Here is a 19,051-nt window from a genome sequence, read left to right on the forward strand (position 1 = left end):
ACCCACATTTCGGTGCAGTGCCGTGGGTGTCGTGGCCAGAAAAGTCCCCGTTACCCGGCTGTGGATCCGGTTTTCTCCGTACCGCCGAACGGGCGACACGATAAAGGCGGCCGATGTGCTCGGCCGCCTTTGTCGGAGGTTGTCGAAATGCGAATCAGGTGAGCGGTGGCGGCTCCCGGCCCGGGATCTCGACCAGGTAGCCGTCCTCGATCAGGTCCTCGACGGCGTGCGGCAGCAGGAACGCGGTCCCGCCGCCCGGCTGCTCGAACCACGGGATCGCCACACCGGTCAGCGCCTCGAACGACTGCTGCACCCGGTACACGTGGTACTCCCGGTTCACCCATTCCGGTACGAGTGACCGCAGCGGGAACGGCGTCCCGACCGCGTAGGTCAGGTTGCCGTCGCCCTCGCCGAACCGGTCGATCTCGGTGCCGGGGTGCAGTTCGACCATCCGCTTGCCACGGAACAACGTCAGCGGTGGCTCGCCGTACAGCGGCTGGATCGGCCAGTCCTGCGGGCGGGTTTCCGTCATCGCGTTGTTGCCACCGCCACCGCGGTTGGGCGCGGGCATCATCGCCGTGGCGTTGGCGGAGTCCGGCGCACTGGGCGCCGAGGTCGGCACGGACACGGGCTCACGCTCGTCCGTGTCCTCCAACGCCGACAGCGGAGGCAACGACAGGACCGTCTTGGCCAGGTCGTCGTCCTCGGCGACCGGCGGTGCCGGTGGTGGGGGCGGCGGCGGCGGAGGAGGAGGCGGCGGCGCGGCAGCAGGCGGTGGTGGCGGAACGGGCGCGGGCTCGGCCAGCGCGGGACGGGGACCGTCCAGCAGCACCTTGCCCAGCAGGAACGCCGTGGCGTCCGCGACGTCGTCGAAGTCCGACGGCGACACGTACTGGTCCCGCTCGAACCAGCCGACCCGCCAGTGCTCGTCCACCCGCTCCAACGTCCACGTCCGCTCGACCGGCGGGCCGATCCGGTACACCGACTCCGGCACCCCCAGGTCAGCGAACTTGGCCCGGAGCTGGTTCAGCGCCGGTCCGGGCGACGTCGGCGCGGGCACGGCCGGCACCGCGGGCATGGTCGGCGGCTGCGGAACCGCCGACGCGACCGGTACCGGTGGTGCCGGCGGCGGCGGAGGAGGTGGCGGCGCCATCGGGCGGGCGGCAGGAGGTGGCGGCGGGGCGCCGCGGTTGACGAACGCGGCCGCGTCGGCCACGGTCGCCTCGTCCACCTCCGGCACCTCGAAGCCATGCCTGCGGATGTGCGTGACCAGGTCCGCTTCCGGGCTGACGCCGTACGTCCGCAGGTAGTAGTTCACCGAAGCGGGCCAGATCCACGTGCCGTCGGTGTGGAACGCGATCGGCACCGAGTTGCGGCCCTCGGGGTCCAGCCGGTCCACGTCGTAGCCGCGACCGGGCATCGCCAGCGGCGCGTCGTCCAGGTAGGCCAGGATCGCCTCGGTGTCCAGCTCGTCGAGCGGCGCCCGGTTGACGATCGGGCGGCCCTGCGGGCCCATCCCGTCGAACGTCCTGGCGATCCGGAACCGCTGCCGCTCGAAGCCGCCGGGCTCGAAACCACCGGGCGGGGTCGGCGGGGGTGACATCGGGGGCGCCATCGGCGGGGGTGGTGGCGGAGGCGGCTGCGTGGCCAGCCGGTGGCTCAGCCACTCCGGGATGTTTTCCTCCTCACGGGGGAACATCTGCAACTCGTCCGGGTACGCCGGAGGCGGCGGCGGGTTGTCCCACTCCGGCTCCTCGCGGTCGTACTCCAGGTTGTAACTCGACGGCCGGTCCAGCTGGTAGCGCGCGTTGAACCAGGTCCCGCGGCCTTCGCGGTACATGCCCGCGCGCAGCCGCGCGAACAGGCCGGCCATGTCCGGCGACACCTGCCAGGCCCTCGGGTCCTCGTTCTCGCAGGTCAGCTCGGCCGTCATCTCGTGATAACGGCCGACCGCCCGGTAGTGCACGACGACTTGCTGCCACTCGGGCGGGGCAGCCCGCAGCAGCGCCAAGCCGATCTGCTTGACCAGGGTGTCCTGCTCGGTCGGATCCAGCTGGGTCGGTTGCGTCACGTGCCCATCCTCCCTTGTGCGACCCGGTTCGGCACATGCGTCGTTCGCCATATGCCAACCCGGCCCGTGACCGCCTTGAGCGTAATCGTTCGTAGATTGTCGGTGCTGCCTGAGACAGTGGCCGGGTGCTCCAGCCCTACCGCGAACTCGCCGCCGTCCCACGCGTCCCGGCCCTGCTGATCTGGGCTTCTCTCGGCCGGCTGCACATGACCGGGACCCCGCTGGCGATGTCGTTCCTGATCGCGGGGTGGACCGGGTCATACACCCTGGCGGGTGTGATCGGCGCCGCTCTGCTGATTGGGATCGGCGTCTCCGGACCGGTGCGTGGCCGGGCGGCCGACCGCAGGGGAGCCGCGGGCCTGGTGATGGTGACCGGGGTCGGCTACGGCCTCGGCATGATCGTGCTGGCCTTCGTCCCGACGTGGTTACCCGGCTCGTGGTGGCCGGTGATGGCGGTCGGCGCGTTCGCGGTCGGCCTGTTCAACCCGCCGGTCATCCCGGTCAGCCGGGCGATCTGGCCGCGGATGCTGTCCGGATCGGCGCTGAACTCGGCGTACACCGTGGACGCGACGCTGACCGAGCTGATGTACGCGGTCGGCCCGCTGCTGGCGGCTGCGCTGGTCGCGGCGGTCAACCCGGAGATGTCCCTGGTCATCTCGGGTGCGCTGGCCATGCTCGGCGCGGCCGGGTTCGCCCGGATGCTGTCGGTCGCCGGGCAGTCCGGGCCGGTGGCCACCAGCGACCAGGCCAAGCCGAGACGAGCGGGACTGTTCACCGTGCCGGGCGTGTCCGCGTCGTTGCTGCTGTCGTTCTTCCTGGTCGCGGCGCTGCTGATGGTCGACATGACGATCGTGGCGTGGGCACGCAACGTCGGCGAGCCGATCCTGGCCGGTGTGCTCGGCGCGGTCTGGGCGGTCGGGTCCGGTATCGGCGGCCTGGTCGCGGGCGGCTTGCGGGGTGCTCCCCGGCTGACCCGGCGGGTGGTGCTTAACCTGCTGGGTGTGGCTGCCTTGGTGCCCGTCCTGCCGCCGGTGTTCGATCCGGCCTCGCCGTGGTTGATCGGCTTGGTGCTGCTGTTCGGCGGTGCCGCGATCGCGCCCGCCGTCGCGGCGGCGAACGCGAGGCTCGGTGAGCTCGCGCCGGCCGAACGCAGAACGGAGGCGTACGGCTGGTTGTCCTCGGCGTCCACCGCGGGCTTCGCGATCGCGTTGCCGACGTCCGGCTTCCTGCTGGACCACGGCGGCCCGTCGGTCGCCGCCGCGGGCGCGGTCGTGATGGTCACGCTGGGCGTCCTGCTGGCGGCGCGGATACCGGCCGCGAAACCCGAGCCGGAGCCGGTTCTGTCGTGAACCGATGGCCCTACGGCCTGCTGGCGGTGTTCGTCGGGGTTCTGCTCGCCTCACAGGGACGCGTGAACGGTCAGCTGGGCGCGGAGCTGCGGGACGGGGTGCTCGCCGCCATCATCTCCACCGGCTTCGGTTTTGTCGTGCTTGTCACCGCGGTGGTGTGCACGCCCGCGGGGCGGCGCGGGGCCGGCCGGCTGGCGGCGTCCCTGCGCGAACGCCGGTTGCGGTGGTGGGAGTGCCTCGGCGGGTGCGTCGGCGCGTACATGATCTTCACCCAGGGCGTCACGATCACCGCGCTGGGCGTGGCGGTGTTCACCGTCGCCACGGTCAGCGGACAGCTGGTGAGCAGCCTGTTCGTCGACCGCGCGGGCATCGGCCCGGCCGGTCCGCAGCCGATCACCGCCTGGCGGCTGCTCGGCGCGGGCATGGCCGTCGGCGCTGTCGTGCTCGCCGTGCAGGGGCAGTTCGCCCGGCCGGAGAACGTGTGGCTGTTCCTGCTGCCCGCTGTCGCCGGGTTCGGGCTGGCGTGGCAGAGCGCGGTGAACGGGCAAGTCCGTGACGCCTCCGGCAACGCCGTCGTCGCCGCGATGGTCAACTTCGGCGCCTCCATGGTGTTGCTCGTCGTCGCGACCGTCGTGGACCTGCTGCTGCGTGGCTGGCCCGTGGCTTTCCCGGACGAGTGGTGGCTGTACACCGGTGGTGCGTTCGGGATCTTCGTGATCGGGATTTCGGCCGTGGCCGTCCGCGCCGTCGGAGTGCTGCTGCGGAGCCTGTGCGTGGTCGCCGGGCAGCTGCTCGGCGCGATCGTGCTGGACGTGTTCGTGCCCGCGCGGGGCGCCGAGCTGAGGCTGACCGAGGTCCTCGGCACCGTGATCACCCTGTTCGCGGTCGCCGTGGCCGCCGTTCCGACCCGGCGGAAATCGGCTCTGCGAAGATGAGGGCGTGAGCGCGACGATCCTGGATGGCAAGGCGACCCGAGACGCGATCTACGAGGACCTGAAGGTGCGCGTGGCCGCACTGCGGGCGAAGGGCATCGCGCCCGGCCTCGGCACGGTGCTGATCGGTGACGACCCGGGCTCGGCGATGTACGTGCGCGGCAAGCACTCCGACTGCGCCAAGGTCGGCATCACGTCGATCCGCAAGGACCTGCCCGCGGACATCTCCCAGGAAGATGCCGAGGCGGTGCTGGACGAGCTGAACGCCGACCCGGCGTGCACCGGTTACATCGTCCAGCTGCCGGTACCCAGGCACCTGGACACCGGCAGGCTGCTGGAGCGCGTCGACCCGGCCAAGGACGCCGACGGCCTGCACCCGGTGAACCTCGGCAGGCTCGTGCTGATGGAGCCCGCGCCGCTGCCGTGCACCCCGCGCGGGATCGTCGAGCTGCTCAACCGCTACCAGGTCCCGATCGCGGGCCAGAACATCACGGTCGTCGGCCGTGGCGTGACGGTCGGTCGCCCGCTCGGCCTGCTGCTCACCCGCCGCTCCGAGAACGCGACGGTCACCTTGTGCCACACCGGAACCAAGGATCTGGCCGGCGAAATCCGCCGCGGCGACATCGTGGTGGCGGGCGCGGGCGTGCCGCACCTGATCACGCCCGAGATGGTCAAGCCCGGCGCGGCCGTGCTGGATGTCGGCGTGAGCCGCACCGAGTCCGGAATGGCCGGTGACGTGCATCCCGACGTCCGCTCGGTCGCGGGTTTCCTGTCGCCGAACCCGGGCGGGATCGGCCCGATGACCAGGGCGATGCTGCTGACGAATGTGGTCGAGGCCGCCGAGGCGCAGGCGTGACCGTCGTGTCGTCCAAGTCCAAGCTCCGTGACCAGTGGCCGTTCGGCGTGGTGCTGCTGATCGTGGTGATCGGCATCGTGCTGATCGGCATGTACTACTGGCGGCGCGGCACGTCCCTGATCGGCGGCGCCCTGCTGGTGGCCGCGGCGCTTCGGCTGCTGTTGCCGGACAGCCGGGCCGGTCTGCTGGCCGTGCGGAAAAGGCGCGTGGACATCCTGCTCTACGGCGGTTTCGGCCTGATGATCCTGTACATTTCCGCGTCGATCATCGGTGGTCCCCTCAACTGAGGGCGTAGGACGCCACCACTGGCACATCGGGAGGGCAAGCCGATCGGCTGAGGGGCCGGTCGGTCAGGTGGCTGACCAAACCGGGCTCTTCGACCGAAGTTCCGGCGGCGGGGCGTCCATAACGTCGTCACCATGACCGCGACGCAGTTCACCGCCATCCACTTCGGACTCATCGGTTTCGCCGTGGTCTGGCCCATTGTCCTGCTGGTGCTGCGTGGCAGGGTTCGTCCACTGGTCAGCGGCGCGGTGACGCTCTACGCGATGCCGGCTCTCGCGGTCGTCTTCCTCCCGCTGCCCACCGCGACCACGCCCCGCCTGCAACAGACCATCCAGCTGCTGCCGTTCCAGTGGGTCCTGGACGCCGTCGGCGGCGACATCATGGCGGTCAAGCAGGTCTTCCTGAACGTCCTGTTGTTCGTTCCGCTGGGAATCCTCGCCCGGGTGATGTGGCAGCGGACCGCGCGGCAGGCCGTCACGCTCGGGTTCGTGGCGTCGCTCACGATCGAGGTCACTCAGTTGAGCGGCAACTTCGGCACCGCGCCGTTCGTGTACCGGATCTTCGACGTGGACGACCTGATGACGAACACCTTCGGGTCGTTGATCGGGTGGATGTTCGTCAACGCGATCATGCGGATCCGGGTGCCGGAGCGGATGAGTGCTCTGTCACTGCCCGAGCGGGCCATCTGAGAGGCCTGTCACCGCCGACTGACTCTCCGCTGCCGGGTTGATAACCTGCCGGGGCTGGTCCCGGCGCCGAGACCGTGCCTCTCGTAGCTGGTCGCGCCCGAGACCCCCATACACGCTTGAGTGGATCGGAAGGCAATGACCCGCACCCCCGTCAACGTCACCGTAACCGGCGCGGCCGGCCAGATCGGCTACTCGCTGCTGTTCCGCATCGCGTCCGGCCAGCTGCTGGGCCAGGACACCCCGGTGCGGCTGAAGCTGCTGGAGATCACCCCGGCGCTCAAGGCCGCCGAGGGCACCGCGATGGAGCTGGACGACTGCGCGTTCCCGCTGCTGTCCGGCATCGACATCACCGACGACCCGAACGTGGCGTTCGACGGCGTCAACGTCGCCCTGCTGGTCGGCGCGCGGCCGCGGACCAAGGGCATGGAGCGCGGTGACCTGCTTGAGGCCAACGGCGGCATCTTCAAGCCGCAGGGCGAGGCCATCAACGCGCACGCCGCGGACGACGTGCGCGTGCTCGTGGTCGGCAACCCGGCCAACACCAACGCCCTGATCGCCCAGCAGCACGCGCCGGACGTGCCGGCCGACCGCTTCACCGCGATGACGCGGCTCGACCAGAACCGCGCGTACACGCAGCTGGCCAAGAAGCTGGGCGTGACCGTCAACGACATCAAGAAGCTGGTCATCTGGGGCAACCACTCGGCCACCCAGTACCCGGACCTCTTCCACGCCGAGGTCAACGGCAAGAACGCCGCCGAGGCCGTGAACGACCAGGCCTGGATCGAGAACGAGTTCATCCCGACGGTCGCCAAGCGGGGCGCCGCGATCATCGAGGCGCGGGGCGCGTCGTCGGCCGCGTCGGCCGCGAACGCGGCGATCGACCACGTCCACGACTGGGTGAACGGCACCCCCGAGGGCCAGTGGATCTCCGCCGGTGTCGTCTCCGACGGCTCCTACGGCACCCCGGAGGGCCTGATCACGTCGTTCCCGGTGGTCGCGAAGGACGGCAGGTTCGAGATCGTCCAGGGCCTGGAGATCGACGACTTCTCCCGTGCCAGGATCGACGCCTCCAACGCCGAGCTCGCCGAAGAGCGGGACGCCGTCCGGTCCCTCGGCCTGATCTGAACCCCCAGCTCCCCCCTCGTGAGTGGTTATCAGGGCTAGAACCCTGATAACCACTCACGAGGGTTTACCAGGCTACTTGCAGTTCGTGGACGCCGAAGATCGCCATCTGCTCGCGCAGCCGGACGTCCTGCGGTGCCGTCGCCAGGCGCAGCGTCGGGAACTCCCGCAGCAGGGTGCCGAAGCCGATCCGCATCTCGATGCGGGCGAGCTGCTGGCCCAGGCACTGGTGGATACCGTGCCCGAACGCCACGTGTCCGGCCGGATTCCCGTTGAGCGACAACCGGTCCGGGTTGACGAACCGCATCGGGTCACGGTTGGCCGCCGGTAGGTGGATCGACACCGGCTCGCCTGCCTTGATGACCTGGCCGCCCAGTTCGACGTCCTCGAGCGTGGCCCTGGTCGTTCCGAAGTGGATGATCGTGAGATAGCGCAGGAGCTCCTCGACCGCGTTGTCCACCAGGCTCGGGTCGTCGCGCAGCAACGCGAGCTGGTCGGGGTTGGTCAGCAGCGTGAAAGTGCCGAGCCCCAACATGTTCGCGGTCGTCTCGTGGCCGGCGACGAGCAGCAGGAAACCCATGTTGGCGATTTCCTCGTCGGTCAGCCCCTCCTCGGCGATCAGACCGCTGAGCATGTCGTCACTGGGCTGCCGCCGCTTGGTCCTGACCAGGTTGAGCAGGTAGTCCTCGATGCGCTCGAGCGCGGCCCTGATCTCCTCCTGCGTCCTGGTCAGGTCGAGCACGATGTGGGTGTCGCGCTGGAAGCCCTCCCGCTCGTCGTACGGCACCCCGAGGATCTCGCAGATCACCAGCGACGGGATCGGCAACGCGAACGCCTGCACGAGGTCGACCGGCGGGCCGTGCCTGCGCATGCCCTCGATGTGCTCGTCGGTGATCTCCTGGATCCGCGGGATCAGCTGGTTCATCCGGCGCACGGTGAACTGGCCGGTCAGCAGCCGCCGGTAACGGGTGTGGTCCGGCGGGTCCTGGGCGAGGAACATCCCCGGCTTCGCCGGGTCGGTCCGCAGATCCGCGCGGACGGGCGACTTCCGGAGCTCGTTGCGGACGCTGAACCGGTTGTCCGCGAGCACCGCTCTGGCCAGCTCGTGACTGGTGACCAACCAGCCGACCGTGCCGTCGGCGAAGGTCAGCCTGCTCAACGGACCCCGCGTTCGCAGTTCCGCCGGTGGATCAAGGGGGGTGTCCCGGTCGACGGGCAACCGGGGGACCTCGGGCAGAGTCTCCGTCATGGTTTCTCCTTGTGGGCTTGTCCCTGTCGACGTTTCCGCGTGAACCTGACCTGTCCCTGTCACTTTCCTGACGAAGAGCTGACGGTGGGCAGCGTGACCGTGAAGGTGCTGCCTTCACCCGGCCGGGTGGTCACGCTGACTTCACCGCCGTGCTCCTGCACGATCCGTTGCACGATGGACAGGCCCAACCCGGCGCCGTTGTCCGAAGTCCGTTTCTCCGCACGGTAGAACCGCTCGAAGACCCGAGCCGCGATCTCGGGCGACATGCCTGGCCCCTGGTCGGCGACGGACAGCCGGTCGCCGTGCACGCTGACCGTGATCGGCGTGTGTTCAGGGGTGTGTTGCAACGCGTTGCCCACCAGGTTGAGCAGGACGCGCCGCAGCATGGTCTCGTCGCCCTCGACGATCACCTCAGCGGGCGCGTCCAGGCTGATCGGCCGGTTCGGTGCGATGACGGAGGTGTCCGCCACGATCTCGGCGGCGATCCCGCGCAGGTCCACGTGTTCCCGGCGCAGTGCCGCGTTCAGGTCGAGACGGCTCAGTTGGAGCAGTTGGTCCACCACCGAGTTCATCCGGTCGGCCTCCTGCTCGATCCGGCTGAGCGCCTTGGCTGCCAGTTCAGGTTGGCCCGACACGCGTTGCAGCTCCGCCCAGCCGCGGATCGTGGTCAGCGGCGTGCGCAGTTCGTGGGACGCCGCCGCGACGAAGCCGAGCAGCCGCGTTTCCATGTCCCGCTGTTCCCGCAGCGACCGGTTGAGCACGTGCACGCCGAACACGGTCACCGCGACCACCGCCGCACCGGTCGCGATCAGCTCGAACACCAGCAGCTGGGTGACCGCTTCCTCACCTGGCCCGAGGCTGCCGCCGACGATCACGTGTTGGAACGACACCGGTTGGGTGGTGCCCGGCAGCAGGATCGCGGCGTTCGGGCCGAGGTCGAAGTTCTGCACCCGCCATCGAGTGTCCGAAGAGGACAAAGTGATCGGCTGCGCGGCCCAGCCCGTGGGCACCGGGTCGGGAATCGGCGGCGCGGTGATGTCCTCGCCGGACAGCAGATACGGCTTCGTCGTGGTGATCACGCGCCCGTCGTGGGCGATGATCGTCACGACGAATCCTTCGGGCACTTGCTGTTCCAGCGTCAGACCGTCCACATTGATCGTCCGGTTGCCGAGGATCGGCAGTGACCGCTGCACTTCGGTCAACGTGCGTTCCACCCGGTTGAGCGCGTAGAGGTCGACCACGAACAGCGCGGCGATGTCGATGATGGCCATCGCCAGCAGTGTCAACGAGATCAGGCCGAGCAGCAGCCTGCCCTTGACCGCGCGGATCCCCCTGCGCCGCATCAGTTCTCGGCTATCCGGTAGCCGAAGCCGCGGACCGTGTGGATCAACGGGCGACGGCCGGCGTCGACCTTGTGCCGCAGCCGCGACACCAGCTTCTCCACCACACCCTCACCGAAGTCGTGCTGCCACACGTGCTGCAGGATCTGCTCCTTGGTCATCACCTGGCCGGCGTTGACCATCAGGTAGCGCAGCAGCTTGTACTCCGTCGGCGTCAGATCCAGCGCCTCGCCCGCGCGCACGGCCTGGAACTTCGCCTCGTCGAGGACCAGGTCGGCGCTGCGCAGCACGTGCTCCTCGGGGACGCGACCGGACCTGCGCAGCAGCGCGTGCACCCGGGCCAGTAGTTCGAGTACGTGAAAGGGCTTGGTGACGTAGTCGTCGCCACCGATCCGTAGCCCGGTCACGGTGTCCTCGATCGAGCCGCGCGCGGTCAGGAACAGCACAGGCGGGGCGTTGCCGCGCTCGGCCAGCTTGCGGCAGACAGTGAACCCGTCCATGTCCGGCAGCATCACGTCCAGGATCACCATGTCCGGGCGCTCGGACTCGACGGCCGTCAACGCCGCGTGCCCGGAGCCGACGGCCGACACGCGGTAGCCCGCCAGGTTGAGGGTGGTGGACAAAAGTTCGGTGATTCCGGGCTCGTCGTCGACCACCAGCAGGTGCTGACCGTCCCCCGTGTGTTGCACAACGCCTCCTTATGGTTACGCAACGTTCAGGCGACCATTGGCGTTCCCGCTTGTACCGTTCTTCTCATGTCGATGATCACGTGGCCGGTCCCTGTTCCCAGCCTGCCGGAAGGTGTGTACGCCCCGCTTGCCGACGCCGCTCGGGCCGCCGCGGCGGCGTACGGCGCGGCGCGGCAGCGTTACCCGCGCCAGCAGCTCGCCGAAGAGGTCGCGACCGGCGCGGACGGTACGCCGACCATGCTGGTCGACGCGTTGGTGGAGGCCGCGATCGTCGACGTCATCGACCAGGCACAAGTCAACCTGTTGAGTGAGGAGGCCGGGTTCATCGACCACGGCTCGGCGGTGACCCTGGTGATCGACCCGATGGACGGCTCCGCCAACGCCGCGATGGGTGTGCCGCTGTCGTGTTTCGCGGGCGCGGTCTTCCGCGACGGCGTCGCCACCGAGGCGTTGACGGTCTGGCTGGACACCGGCCGGGCGTGGTGGGCCGTGGCGGGCGAGCCGACGCCGTACCGGACCTCCGGCCGTACCACAATGGACGGTTCCTCGATCGCCATGTTGCGGCCCAAGGACAACAGCCGGGAAGCCTGGCTCAGAGTCGCGTCCCGGGTCGACCGGGTCCGGGTGCTGTCCACGACGTGCCTGGAGACCGCGTTGGTGGCCGAGGGGTCGATGGACGCGTTCGTCGACCCGGGCTCGGACACCCACCGGATCATGGACCTCGCCGCGGCCATGGTCACGTTGCCCGCCGCGGGCGGCGTGGTGATGGACGTGCGCGGCCGTCCGCTCGAATTCGACCTGGACCTGTCCCGCCGCTGGTCAGGCATCGCGGCGGCGACCCAGCGGATGGCCGACGAGCTGGCGGAGGCCGTCGGCTGATGCCTGCTCGCCACAGGGGACGTTCGCGTCGGGGACGAGTGCCCAGGTGATTCCTTTCCGGCGTGACCGGTGGACTCGTGCCGGCGTTTTCGGGCACGCTCGCGCTCGGACCGGTGGCCGCCGTGATCGCGTTGGCGGCCCTCGCGGTGTTCCGTGACCGCTCAGCCCTCGCTCATGTGCTCCACAACGCAGTCCGGACCTGGGAAGACCAGTCCTTCGTGACCGTCGGCGAACCGCACGAGATAGGGCGGCGCGCCGTTGTCGCCGCGAACTTCGATGATCTCGCCATGCCTGTCGGCAAGGCCCACGTTCTTGCCGTGGACGAGAAGCCGGTCACCCACCGTTGCCTGCATGGTTCTCACCTCCGGTAGTCCAGGGTAAAACCGGACACAAGGGGTGGCACGTTCTGGCGGCTCCGGCCGCCCGGCGCCGGGCCGGAAAACGGTATGCTGGCAGGCGCGAACACAATTCCAGAGCGCTGCACGACAAGTGCCACTTGTGACTTCCCGATGGGGGACGAGGCCGAGCGGGCTGGTGAGGGATCCGCCCGCTCGGCCTCGCCAAACGTCTCGGAGAAGGGAGTCACGAGATGGGAACCGAGATCGTGCAGCTCAGCGGGATTGTGGGAGCAACGGCGACGGCGGTGGTCGTACTGCGGTACCTGATCCAGTTGATCGTGGTCGTCTGGTCGTTGCGGGCGGACGAAGCTGGTCGCAGACATGCGATCCGCTTGCTCGAACTGCTTCGCAACGGGCGGCGTCAGCGTCGTAGGCCGCCATAAGGGGCGCCGGCTCACGAGCCGGCGCCCCTTAACTGACTTGGCGGTCACTTCGCGGCGGCTTTGGCGGCTTTCTTGAACGCTCGGACCTCCTGCAGTGAGGTCTCGTCGGTGACGTCGGCGATCGAGCGGCGCGAACCTTCCTCGCCGTACGCGCCCGCGGCCTCCCGCCAGCCCTCCGCCTTGAGGTTGAACTGCTTGCCGAGCAGAGCGAGGAAGATCTTGGCCTTCTGCTCGCCGTACCCCGGCAACGCCTTGAGCCGCTTGAGGATCTCCGGGCCGTCGGGCTTGCCCTTCTTCCAGATCCGGTCCGCCTTGCCGTCGTACGTCTCGACGATGTACTGGCACAACGCCTGCACGCGCTTGGCCATCGACCCGCCGTAGCGGTGGATCGCCGGTGGCGTGGTGGCGAGCGTCGCGAACTCCTCGGGGTCGTACTCCGCGATCTCGTGCACGTCCAGCTTGCCGAGCCGGTCCACGAGTTTCTGCGGGCCCTTGAACGCCACCTCCATGGCGATCTGCTGGTCGAGCAGCATGCCGATCAACAACGCGAGCGGCTCCTTGGCCAGCAGCGCGTCGGCTTCCGGGTCCCCAGCGAGGTGCAGCTTGCGCGTCATGGCCACATCTTGGCACGCAGCCGACGCCGTGTCTCAGCTGAGCAGGACCAGGCGGCTGGTGGGTCAGCTGGAGGCGTAGACCAGGAACACGGCCTTCGACGACACCTCAAGCTTGTGCGCGACCGCGTCCGTGTAGCCGGCGTTCAGTGCGATCGCCGCTGCTTCCTCGGCTGACGCGGGCAGGGGGATGTCGGCGGCGACCAACGAGGCGAAACCGGGGGACGGGGCGAACGTGCCGGCGAGCGGGATGCTGAACGCCAGCCTGCCGGACGGCCGCAACACCCGCAGCCAGTCCTTCAACGCTTCCACGCCCAGGAAATGCAGCGAAGACGAACACACCACCAAGTCCGTGCCCAACGCCGGCACGGGGGCGGGCACCGCGGGCCCGACGTGCCAGGTGATCTTGCCGGACGGGTCCTGGACCACGGCTTTCGCCTTCGCCCGCTCGATCATGCGAGCGGAGAGGTCGATCGCCACGACCTCGCGGGCGCCGAGGTGTTGCAGGGCCGCGAACGCCGCCGCGCCCGTTCCCGTCGCGACGTCGAGGACGAGGCCGGGCTGCGGTGCGTCGGCCACGCCGGTCACCAGTTTCTCGGCGACCACCTGGTGGTACAGGTTGTCGTCGTATCCGGCCGCGATCTCGTCGAACACGTTCACCTGCGGATTCTACCGAGGCAGGAACGTGAAACCCCACAACGAAGGGATCGCCCCGGTTTGTTGCAACGCCGCCAGTGACAACCAGATCGACGCCACCGTGATCAACGGGCCGATGACCGCCATCTCCACCTTGCCGCCGGTCTGCATCCGCAGGATCTTCGGCGGCGCCACCGGGTACCAGGTCTTGCCGCCCAGCGGGATCGGCCACAGCATCGGGCAGCCCTGCTCGGTGATCGCGTCGCCGATGAAGTGCGCGATGCAGCCGATGCCCACGGCCACACCGCATGCGGCGGCGTTGGCCGACGTCTGCTCAGTCCACAACAGACATAACGCCGTCACGCCCGCCGACGTCAGCGTGATGATCAGAGCGTCCTTGCGGGGATGCCACTTGTGCAGGATGCCGCGCACGGCCAAGCCGGCGAACACGAACATCAGCACCGGCAGCGCCCATTTCTGGCTGGTCTGCACGACCGCCGTCGTGATGATCGCGGCGATCACCGCGAACACGAGCGTGTGCGTCAGCCCCCGGTGCCCGCCGTCGCGGTTGGAGTCGCGTTTGGTCCGGGTCAGCCGGTAGACGCCGTGGCTCAACGCGTTGACACCGCTGGAGAAGCCCTGGCTGATCGCCCCGAACGTCCTGGAGACCGTGGACGACGGGTGGTCCAGGTCGGGTAACAGCGCCGCACCGGTCGCCAGTACCGCCCCCACCACCCACGCGCGCGGGCTCAGTTGCCCGATCGCGTGGTCGGTCGCCAACGCGCTGGTCGCCGACCATGCCAACAAGCCACTCATCGCATGCGTAGGCCCGGTTGCCATCTGTTGGAAGCCCCCTCATGATCACCTTTCCGCAGGATAGCGGTTTTTCCGGCGCGACCTGCGGATCCCGTGTGGACGGTGGCGCGGCGATGATCACGGATCGCTAACGGGCCGGTCACTAGTCGGTGCGGAGTAGTTGCTTGCACCGATTGGGTGACCATGATCGCTTCGCCCCCCTATGGTCCCCAAGGAGACATACACATGAGACGCGACGTTCGTCGTGTGCTGACCGCACTCGCCCTTTCCCTCGGCGTGTCGCTCGGTAGCGCCGCAATCGCGACAGCGACCCCCGACGGCCCGCCCCAGTCCGGCGACTCGCGGGCGACTGCCGTCGCGGGCAACGTCACGACCTGCCGCGCGGCGGGGATTCCCGGCGAGACCATCGAGGTGACCTCGAACATCACCGGGAACACGGACATCGACATCACCGCGATCCCGAGTGGCTACCAGGTCACGGGCGTGGTGGTGAAGGGCGGCCCGGCGTACAACAAGTACCCGAACCTCGGTGAGCTGCCGTGGAACGACCTGCACGCACCGCTGGTCTCCAGCGGCAAGCCGGCGGAGATCAGCCACTGGTTCGTCTGCGGCAAGCCGAGGACGACCACGACCAAGACCACGACGAACACGACCACCAAGACCACGGCGACGAGCGCCGGCACGAGCACGGGCGCCGGTTCGAGCAGCTCCACTCCGGCCGGGACCTCGTCGAGCGCTCCCGTCGTCGTCGGCGCGTCCGATGACACGTCCGGCACGTCCGGCCTGGCGCGGACCGGTTTCAGCGGCGGCCCGTACGTCCTGATCGGCGGCCTGCTGCTGATCGGCGGGATCGCGGCACTGGTGCTCGCGCGGATGCGCCGCCGGGCCTGAACCGACCCGTAATCCGAGGTCCTCTCCCGGACGGTCATACGATCGGGCCTAGTGACCGCCGCGACACGGCCAGGACAAGCTACCAGTATGCTTGTACTGTTAACGCGGCTGACCAAGACTCGAAGACGAGATCATCCCGGGAGAGGAACCCAGGCAGATGGCCAAGATCAAGGTCCAGGGGACGGTCGTCGAACTCGACGGCGACGAGATGACCCGCATCATCTGGCAGTTCATCAAGGACAAGCTGATCCACCCGTACCTGGACATCAACCTGGACTACTACGACCTGGGCATCGAACACCGGGACGCGACCGACGACCAGGTCACCGTGGACGCGGCCAACGCGATCGCCCGGCACGGCGTGGGCGTCAAGTGCGCCACCATCACCCCGGACGAGGCGCGGGTCGAGGAGTTCGGCCTCAAGAAGATGTGGCGCAGCCCGAACGGGACCATCCGCAACATCCTCGGCGGCGTGATCTTCCGTGAGCCGATCGTCATCTCCAACATCCCGCGGCTGGTGCCCGGCTGGACCAAGCCGATCATCATCGGCCGTCACGCCCACGGCGACCAGTACAAGGCCACCGACTTCAAGGTCCCCGGCCCGGGCACGCTGACGATCACGTACACGCCGGAGGACGGCTCCGAGCCGATGCAGTTCGACGTCGCGAACTTCCCGGAGGGCGGCGGCGTCGCGGTCGGCATGTACAACTACCGCAAGTCGATCGAGGACTTCGCGCGCGCCTCGCTGCGCTACGGCCTCGAGCGCCAGTACCCGGTCTACATGTCGACCAAGAACACGATCCTCAAGGCCTACGACGGCATGTTCAAGGACGTGTTCCAGGAGATCTACGAGAACGAGTTCAAGGCGGACTTCGACGCCAAGGGCCTGACCTACGAGCACCGGCTGATCGACGACATGGTCGCGGCCGCGCTGAAGTGGGAGGGCGGCTACGTCTGGGCCTGCAAGAACTACGACGGTGACGTGCAGTCCGACACCGTGGCGCAGGGCTTCGGCTCGCTGGGCCTGATGACCTCGGTGCTGATGACTCCGGACGGCAAGGTCGAGGCCGAGGCCGCGCACGGCACGGTCACCCGGCACTACCGCCAGCACCAGGCGGGCAAGCCGACGTCGACCAACCCGATCGCGTCGATCTTCGCCTGGACCCGTGGCCTGGAGGCCCGTGGCAAGCAGGACAACACGCCCGAGGTGATCGGGTTCGCCAACACCCTGGAGCAGGTCATCATCGAGACCGTCGAGAGCGGCAAGATGACCAAGGACCTGGCCCTGCTCGTCGGCCCGGACCAGCAGTGGCAGACCACCGAGGAGTTCCTCGCCACCCTGGACGAGAACCTGCAGAAGAAGATGGCCTAAGGTCAGACCAGAAAGACACCCCCATGGCTCTGCCCATGGGGGTGTCCTCGGGGCATAATCACGGACAGTGGTCGGTCGCTGACTCGGGTGGTCTTCCGGCGCAGCGGTTCTGCCTGGCTGTGAGCTGCGTTATACGTGTCTCATGGTGACGAAACTGTGGGCCAGGGCGAGAGAGGTGATCGTGTTGGCACCGAAGCGGACACTGATCGTGGTCGCGGTGCTGGTCGGGATCGTCATCCTGTACGTCCTTGGCAACGAGAAACAGCAGCAGAACAGCGGTACCAACAACGCCAACGCGCCCGCGTCGACGGCGTGCCGGGTCGCGGTGACGGCCGACGTGCTCAACGTGCGGGCCGCCCCGGACGTGAAGTCCCAGATCGTCGGCAAGTTCAAGCTCAACGCCGAGGCCGACGCGGAGAAAGTCGTACAGAACGGCTTCCGCAAGCTGTCCGAAGGCCGCTGGGTGTCCACCGACTTCATCAAGCCACTGCAGGGCCGCGACTGCTGACTCGCGCGGGCCACACCGAAGGTGTCGGCTCCGGTGACCGAGTCCGCCGAGCGGAGCGAGGCAGTCAGACACAGTGATCGTTTCCTCGACAAACGTCAACGGGCTGCGGGCCGCCGCCCGCAAGGGTTTCTCCGAGTGGCTGGCCGCCACTGAGGCGGACGTGGTGTGCCTGCAGGAAGTCCGCGCCACCATGGACCAGTTGCCGCCCGAGGTCCGTGCCCCGCACGGCTGGTTCGCCACACATGCGCCCGCGGCTGTGAAAGGCCGTGCGGGTGTGGCCGTGTACAGCCGTCTTGAGCCCGAGTCGGTCCGGATCGGCTTCGGCGCCGCGGAGTTCGAGGACAGCGGCCGTTACGTCGAGGTCACGCTGCCCGGCATCGTCGTCGGCAGCGTGTACGTGCCCAGCGGCGACGTCGGAACCGAGCGGCAGTTGGAGAAGGAACGCTTCATGGACGCGTTCCTGCCGTACCTGGCCGAACTGCGCGACAAGGCCTCCGCCGCGGGCGACGAGGTGCTGGTCGCGGGCGACTGGAACATCGCGCACCAGCAGGCGGACCTGAAGAACTGGAAGGGCAACCAGAAGTCGTCCGGCTTCCTGCCCGAGGAACGCGCCTGGCTCAGCCGGATCTTCGACGAGGTCGGCTATGTCGATGTGGTCCGTGCGCTGCATCCCGAAGGCCCCGGCCCGTACACGTGGTGGAGCTACCGCGGCAAGGCGTTCGACAACGACTCAGGCTGGCGCATCGACCTGCAGATCACCACTCCGGGCTTGGCCGCCCGCGCCACGAGCGCGGTGGTCGAGCGGGCCGCGACTTACGACGAGCGCTGGTCGGACCACGCGCCGGTGACGGTCACCTTCACGGACTGATCGTTTGTAGTACGCTGCCCGGGGCTCTGGGCAGGACACGGCAACGGCGACCATGAAGTGGAGGCCCGCTCTTGACTGCCAAGGCGGACAGTCGGTCCACGCAGAAGCACAAGGCGGCACTGGAGTCCTTACGCTCCCAGGCCGACAAGATCCGCTACGCGTGCGAACAGGTTCCTGAGCCGACCACTTCCGCGGTCCGCGAATGGCTGGCCGGCTACCGGGTTCGGCCCGATCGGTCGCACTTATCCGGTGTGGTCAGGGAATGGCGGCGGCAGAACGGCATCGGGTCCACCGGCGAGCTGGTGAAGATGACTCCGGAACTGATGGCCGAGCTGGACGCCATCGCCACCGACCGAGCCGACCGAGCCGACCGATCTGTCAGAGCCGACAGCGTTGCCACTGTCGAGGAGAACGAAGCATCACCACCGCAGAAGCGGTTCAGCACTTGGGTTTTTGTCCTCGGTGCGCTGGTCGGCCTGGTCGTGTCGATCGACACCAGCTGGCGGTTCTTCGGCGACAAACTCGGTGTCACCAACATTCCCGAGCGGATCGCCATGTTCGCGGGCATGGAGATCGTCCTGATCGCCTGCGGTATCTCGATGTTCGAGGGTGTCCGCCGCCGTGGCGGAACTCCCGGCCCCGCGCGTTGGCTGGCTTGGGCGCTGTGTGGCGCATCCGCCTATGCGGCCCTGGTTCTGTCCGGCCCGTTCCTCGGCGCCGCCCGCGTGATCTTCGGCCCTGTCCTTTCGGTTGTCGCGCTGCACTTCGCGCTCGGCGTGGAGCTACGGGCCCGCGGCTACCAGCGGAGCGGCACGTTGGCCCGGATCGGCCGCGAACTGCGTGAACGGTTCCTGTCCCGCTTCGGTCTCGCCGACGACGAGCGGGACGCTTTGACGCGTACCCGCGACCGCGCCGCACGCCGTGTCGCCCGGCTGGCGATGGCGCCGAAGTGGACGCCGTTCCGGCAGTCCCGGCTCGACCGCAACCTGCGCAAGTCCAACGCCGCCCACGATCCCGAAGCCCGTGCGCGGATGCTCGCCGAGCTGGCCGCGATCCGGCACGCGAAGGACCTCAGGAACCTGGTCCAGGAATCGCCCTGGGCCTAGG

Annotated in this window: 21 protein-coding genes; 13 read left to right on the forward strand and 8 right to left on the reverse strand. The window is 68.6% G+C overall.

The features are described from left to right. Positions 1-154 precede the first annotated feature (154 nt). The gene (locus GC106_RS09620; RefSeq protein WP_312872568.1) at positions 155-2,071 is read right to left on the reverse strand and encodes a TNT domain-containing protein; all 1,917 of its coding nucleotides are present in this window, start codon (positions 2,069-2,071) and stop codon (positions 155-157) included. 125 nt (positions 2,072-2,196) lie between these two features. Between GC106_RS09620 and GC106_RS49245 the strand changes: the two genes are divergently transcribed. The 6 genes from GC106_RS49245 (at position 2,197) to GC106_RS09650 (ending at position 7,307) form a co-directional block, all read left to right on the forward strand. Continuing rightward, positions 2,197-3,420: an MFS transporter gene (locus GC106_RS49245; protein ID WP_173127087.1), complete on the forward strand. Its 1,224-nt coding sequence runs from the start codon at positions 2,197-2,199 to the stop codon at positions 3,418-3,420. Next, the gene (locus GC106_RS09630; RefSeq protein ID WP_173127090.1) at positions 3,417-4,355 is read left to right on the forward strand and encodes a DMT family transporter; all 939 of its coding nucleotides are present in this window, start codon (positions 3,417-3,419) and stop codon (positions 4,353-4,355) included. The genes GC106_RS49245 and GC106_RS09630 overlap by 4 nt, the downstream gene beginning before the upstream one ends. 4 nt (positions 4,356-4,359) lie before the next feature. After that, on the forward strand, positions 4,360-5,208 hold the full coding sequence (locus GC106_RS09635; protein ID WP_173127093.1) for a bifunctional methylenetetrahydrofolate dehydrogenase/methenyltetrahydrofolate cyclohydrolase: 849 nt from the start codon (positions 4,360-4,362) through the stop codon (positions 5,206-5,208). Continuing rightward, positions 5,205-5,495, forward strand: a complete 291-nt coding sequence (locus tag GC106_RS09640) for a DUF3017 domain-containing protein (protein WP_173127096.1) — start codon at positions 5,205-5,207, stop codon at positions 5,493-5,495. The genes GC106_RS09635 and GC106_RS09640 overlap by 4 nt, the downstream gene beginning before the upstream one ends. 132 nt (positions 5,496-5,627) lie before the next feature. Further along, a complete protein-coding gene (locus GC106_RS09645) occupies positions 5,628-6,182 on the forward strand; it encodes a VanZ family protein (protein ID WP_173127099.1) in 555 nt (184 codons plus the stop codon). A gap of 135 nt (positions 6,183-6,317) precedes the next feature. Then, positions 6,318-7,307, forward strand: coding sequence for a malate dehydrogenase (locus GC106_RS09650; RefSeq protein WP_173127102.1), 990 nt, complete (start codon positions 6,318-6,320; stop codon positions 7,305-7,307). A 64-nt stretch (positions 7,308-7,371) separates the two neighbouring features. On the opposite strand, the gene GC106_RS09655 is transcribed toward GC106_RS09650, so the two are convergent. From GC106_RS09655 to GC106_RS09665, 3 genes are read right to left on the reverse strand one after another with little or no spacing between them, the layout of a single operon-like run. Beyond that, positions 7,372-8,553 (reverse strand): cytochrome P450, encoded by a 1,182-nt coding sequence (locus GC106_RS09655; RefSeq protein WP_173127105.1) that lies wholly within the window; start codon positions 8,551-8,553, stop codon positions 7,372-7,374. A gap of 59 nt (positions 8,554-8,612) precedes the next feature. Then, positions 8,613-9,896, reverse strand: a complete 1,284-nt coding sequence (locus GC106_RS09660; protein WP_173127108.1) for a sensor histidine kinase — start codon at positions 9,894-9,896, stop codon at positions 8,613-8,615. Beyond that, positions 9,896-10,582: a response regulator transcription factor gene (locus tag GC106_RS09665; RefSeq protein ID WP_173127111.1), complete on the reverse strand. Its 687-nt coding sequence runs from the start codon at positions 10,580-10,582 to the stop codon at positions 9,896-9,898. Before GC106_RS09665 ends, GC106_RS09660 begins: the two co-directional genes overlap by 1 nt. Positions 10,583-10,648: 66 nt before the next feature. On the opposite strand from GC106_RS09665, the gene GC106_RS09670 reads away from it, so the two are divergent. Continuing rightward, positions 10,649-11,461, forward strand: a complete 813-nt coding sequence (locus GC106_RS09670) for an inositol monophosphatase family protein (protein ID WP_173127114.1) — start codon at positions 10,649-10,651, stop codon at positions 11,459-11,461. A 161-nt stretch (positions 11,462-11,622) separates the two neighbouring features. Here GC106_RS09670 and GC106_RS09675 read toward each other — a convergent pair whose 3' ends face one another. Beyond that, positions 11,623-11,814, reverse strand: a complete 192-nt coding sequence (locus tag GC106_RS09675; protein ID WP_173127117.1) for a DUF1918 domain-containing protein — start codon at positions 11,812-11,814, stop codon at positions 11,623-11,625. 236 nt (positions 11,815-12,050) lie between these two features. Here GC106_RS09675 and GC106_RS09680 point away from each other — a divergent pair, with 236 nt between their 5' ends. Further along, complete coding sequence (locus GC106_RS09680) at positions 12,051-12,242, forward strand: hypothetical protein (protein WP_173127120.1); 192 nt, start codon at positions 12,051-12,053, stop codon at positions 12,240-12,242. 44 nt (positions 12,243-12,286) lie between these two features. On the opposite strand, the gene GC106_RS09685 is transcribed toward GC106_RS09680, so the two are convergent. From GC106_RS09685 to GC106_RS09695, 3 genes are all read right to left on the reverse strand, one after another. Then, positions 12,287-12,856, reverse strand: a complete 570-nt coding sequence (locus GC106_RS09685) for an HhH-GPD-type base excision DNA repair protein (RefSeq protein WP_173127123.1) — start codon at positions 12,854-12,856, stop codon at positions 12,287-12,289. 63 nt (positions 12,857-12,919) lie between these two features. Next, on the reverse strand, positions 12,920-13,513 hold the full coding sequence (locus GC106_RS09690; protein ID WP_173127126.1) for a class I SAM-dependent methyltransferase: 594 nt from the start codon (positions 13,511-13,513) through the stop codon (positions 12,920-12,922). Between the two features lie 9 nt (positions 13,514-13,522). Beyond that, positions 13,523-14,329 carry a metal-dependent hydrolase gene (locus GC106_RS09695; RefSeq protein ID WP_173127129.1) on the reverse strand — a complete coding sequence of 269 codons (807 nt, stop codon included), beginning with the start codon at positions 14,327-14,329 and terminating at the stop codon, positions 13,523-13,525. 201 nt (positions 14,330-14,530) lie between these two features. On the opposite strand from GC106_RS09695, the gene GC106_RS09700 reads away from it, so the two are divergent. From GC106_RS09700 to GC106_RS09720, 5 genes are all read left to right on the forward strand, one after another. Further along, a complete protein-coding gene (locus GC106_RS09700; protein ID WP_173127132.1) occupies positions 14,531-15,196 on the forward strand; it encodes a hypothetical protein in 666 nt (221 codons plus the stop codon). A 157-nt stretch (positions 15,197-15,353) separates the two neighbouring features. Further along, the gene (locus GC106_RS09705) at positions 15,354-16,568 is read left to right on the forward strand and encodes an NADP-dependent isocitrate dehydrogenase (protein WP_173127136.1); all 1,215 of its coding nucleotides are present in this window, start codon (positions 15,354-15,356) and stop codon (positions 16,566-16,568) included. A gap of 142 nt (positions 16,569-16,710) precedes the next feature. After that, positions 16,711-17,076 (forward strand): SH3 domain-containing protein, encoded by a 366-nt coding sequence (locus GC106_RS09710; protein WP_217280286.1) that lies wholly within the window; start codon positions 16,711-16,713, stop codon positions 17,074-17,076. Between the two features lie 73 nt (positions 17,077-17,149). Continuing rightward, positions 17,150-17,944, forward strand: coding sequence for an exodeoxyribonuclease III (locus tag GC106_RS09715; protein ID WP_173127139.1), 795 nt, complete (start codon positions 17,150-17,152; stop codon positions 17,942-17,944). A gap of 71 nt (positions 17,945-18,015) precedes the next feature. Beyond that, a complete protein-coding gene (locus GC106_RS09720; RefSeq protein ID WP_173127142.1) occupies positions 18,016-19,050 on the forward strand; it encodes a hypothetical protein in 1,035 nt (344 codons plus the stop codon). Position 19,051: the final 1 nt, after the last annotated feature.

The sequence above is a fragment of the Kibdelosporangium persicum genome, from assembly GCF_013280595.1.
In the GTDB taxonomy this organism is placed as follows: domain Bacteria; phylum Actinomycetota; class Actinomycetes; order Mycobacteriales; family Pseudonocardiaceae; genus Kibdelosporangium; species Kibdelosporangium persicum.

Excerpts from the sequence above, each read along its gene's own strand:
- GC106_RS09670 (WP_173127114.1), top strand. The coding sequence starts at position 10,649 with ATGTCGATGATCACGTGGCCGGTCCCTGTTCCCAGCCTGCCGGAAGGT.
- GC106_RS09650 (WP_173127102.1), top strand. The coding sequence starts at position 6,318 with ATGACCCGCACCCCCGTCAACGTCACCGTAACCGGCGCGGCCGGCCAG.
- GC106_RS09675 (WP_173127117.1), bottom strand. The coding sequence starts at position 11,814 with ATGCAGGCAACGGTGGGTGACCGGCTTCTCGTCCACGGCAAGAACGTG.
- GC106_RS09695 (WP_173127129.1), bottom strand. The coding sequence starts at position 14,329 with ATGGCAACCGGGCCTACGCATGCGATGAGTGGCTTGTTGGCATGGTCG.
- GC106_RS09680 (WP_173127120.1), top strand. The coding sequence starts at position 12,051 with ATGGGAACCGAGATCGTGCAGCTCAGCGGGATTGTGGGAGCAACGGCG.
- GC106_RS09660 (WP_173127108.1), bottom strand. The coding sequence starts at position 9,896 with ATGCGGCGCAGGGGGATCCGCGCGGTCAAGGGCAGGCTGCTGCTCGGC.
- GC106_RS09710 (WP_217280286.1), top strand. The coding sequence starts at position 16,711 with ATGGTGACGAAACTGTGGGCCAGGGCGAGAGAGGTGATCGTGTTGGCA.
- GC106_RS09700 (WP_173127132.1), top strand. The coding sequence starts at position 14,531 with ATGAGACGCGACGTTCGTCGTGTGCTGACCGCACTCGCCCTTTCCCTC.
- GC106_RS09705 (WP_173127136.1), top strand. The coding sequence starts at position 15,354 with ATGGCCAAGATCAAGGTCCAGGGGACGGTCGTCGAACTCGACGGCGAC.
- GC106_RS09645 (WP_173127099.1), top strand. The coding sequence starts at position 5,628 with ATGACCGCGACGCAGTTCACCGCCATCCACTTCGGACTCATCGGTTTC.
- GC106_RS09685 (WP_173127123.1), bottom strand. The coding sequence starts at position 12,856 with ATGACGCGCAAGCTGCACCTCGCTGGGGACCCGGAAGCCGACGCGCTG.
- GC106_RS09655 (WP_173127105.1), bottom strand. The coding sequence starts at position 8,553 with ATGACGGAGACTCTGCCCGAGGTCCCCCGGTTGCCCGTCGACCGGGAC.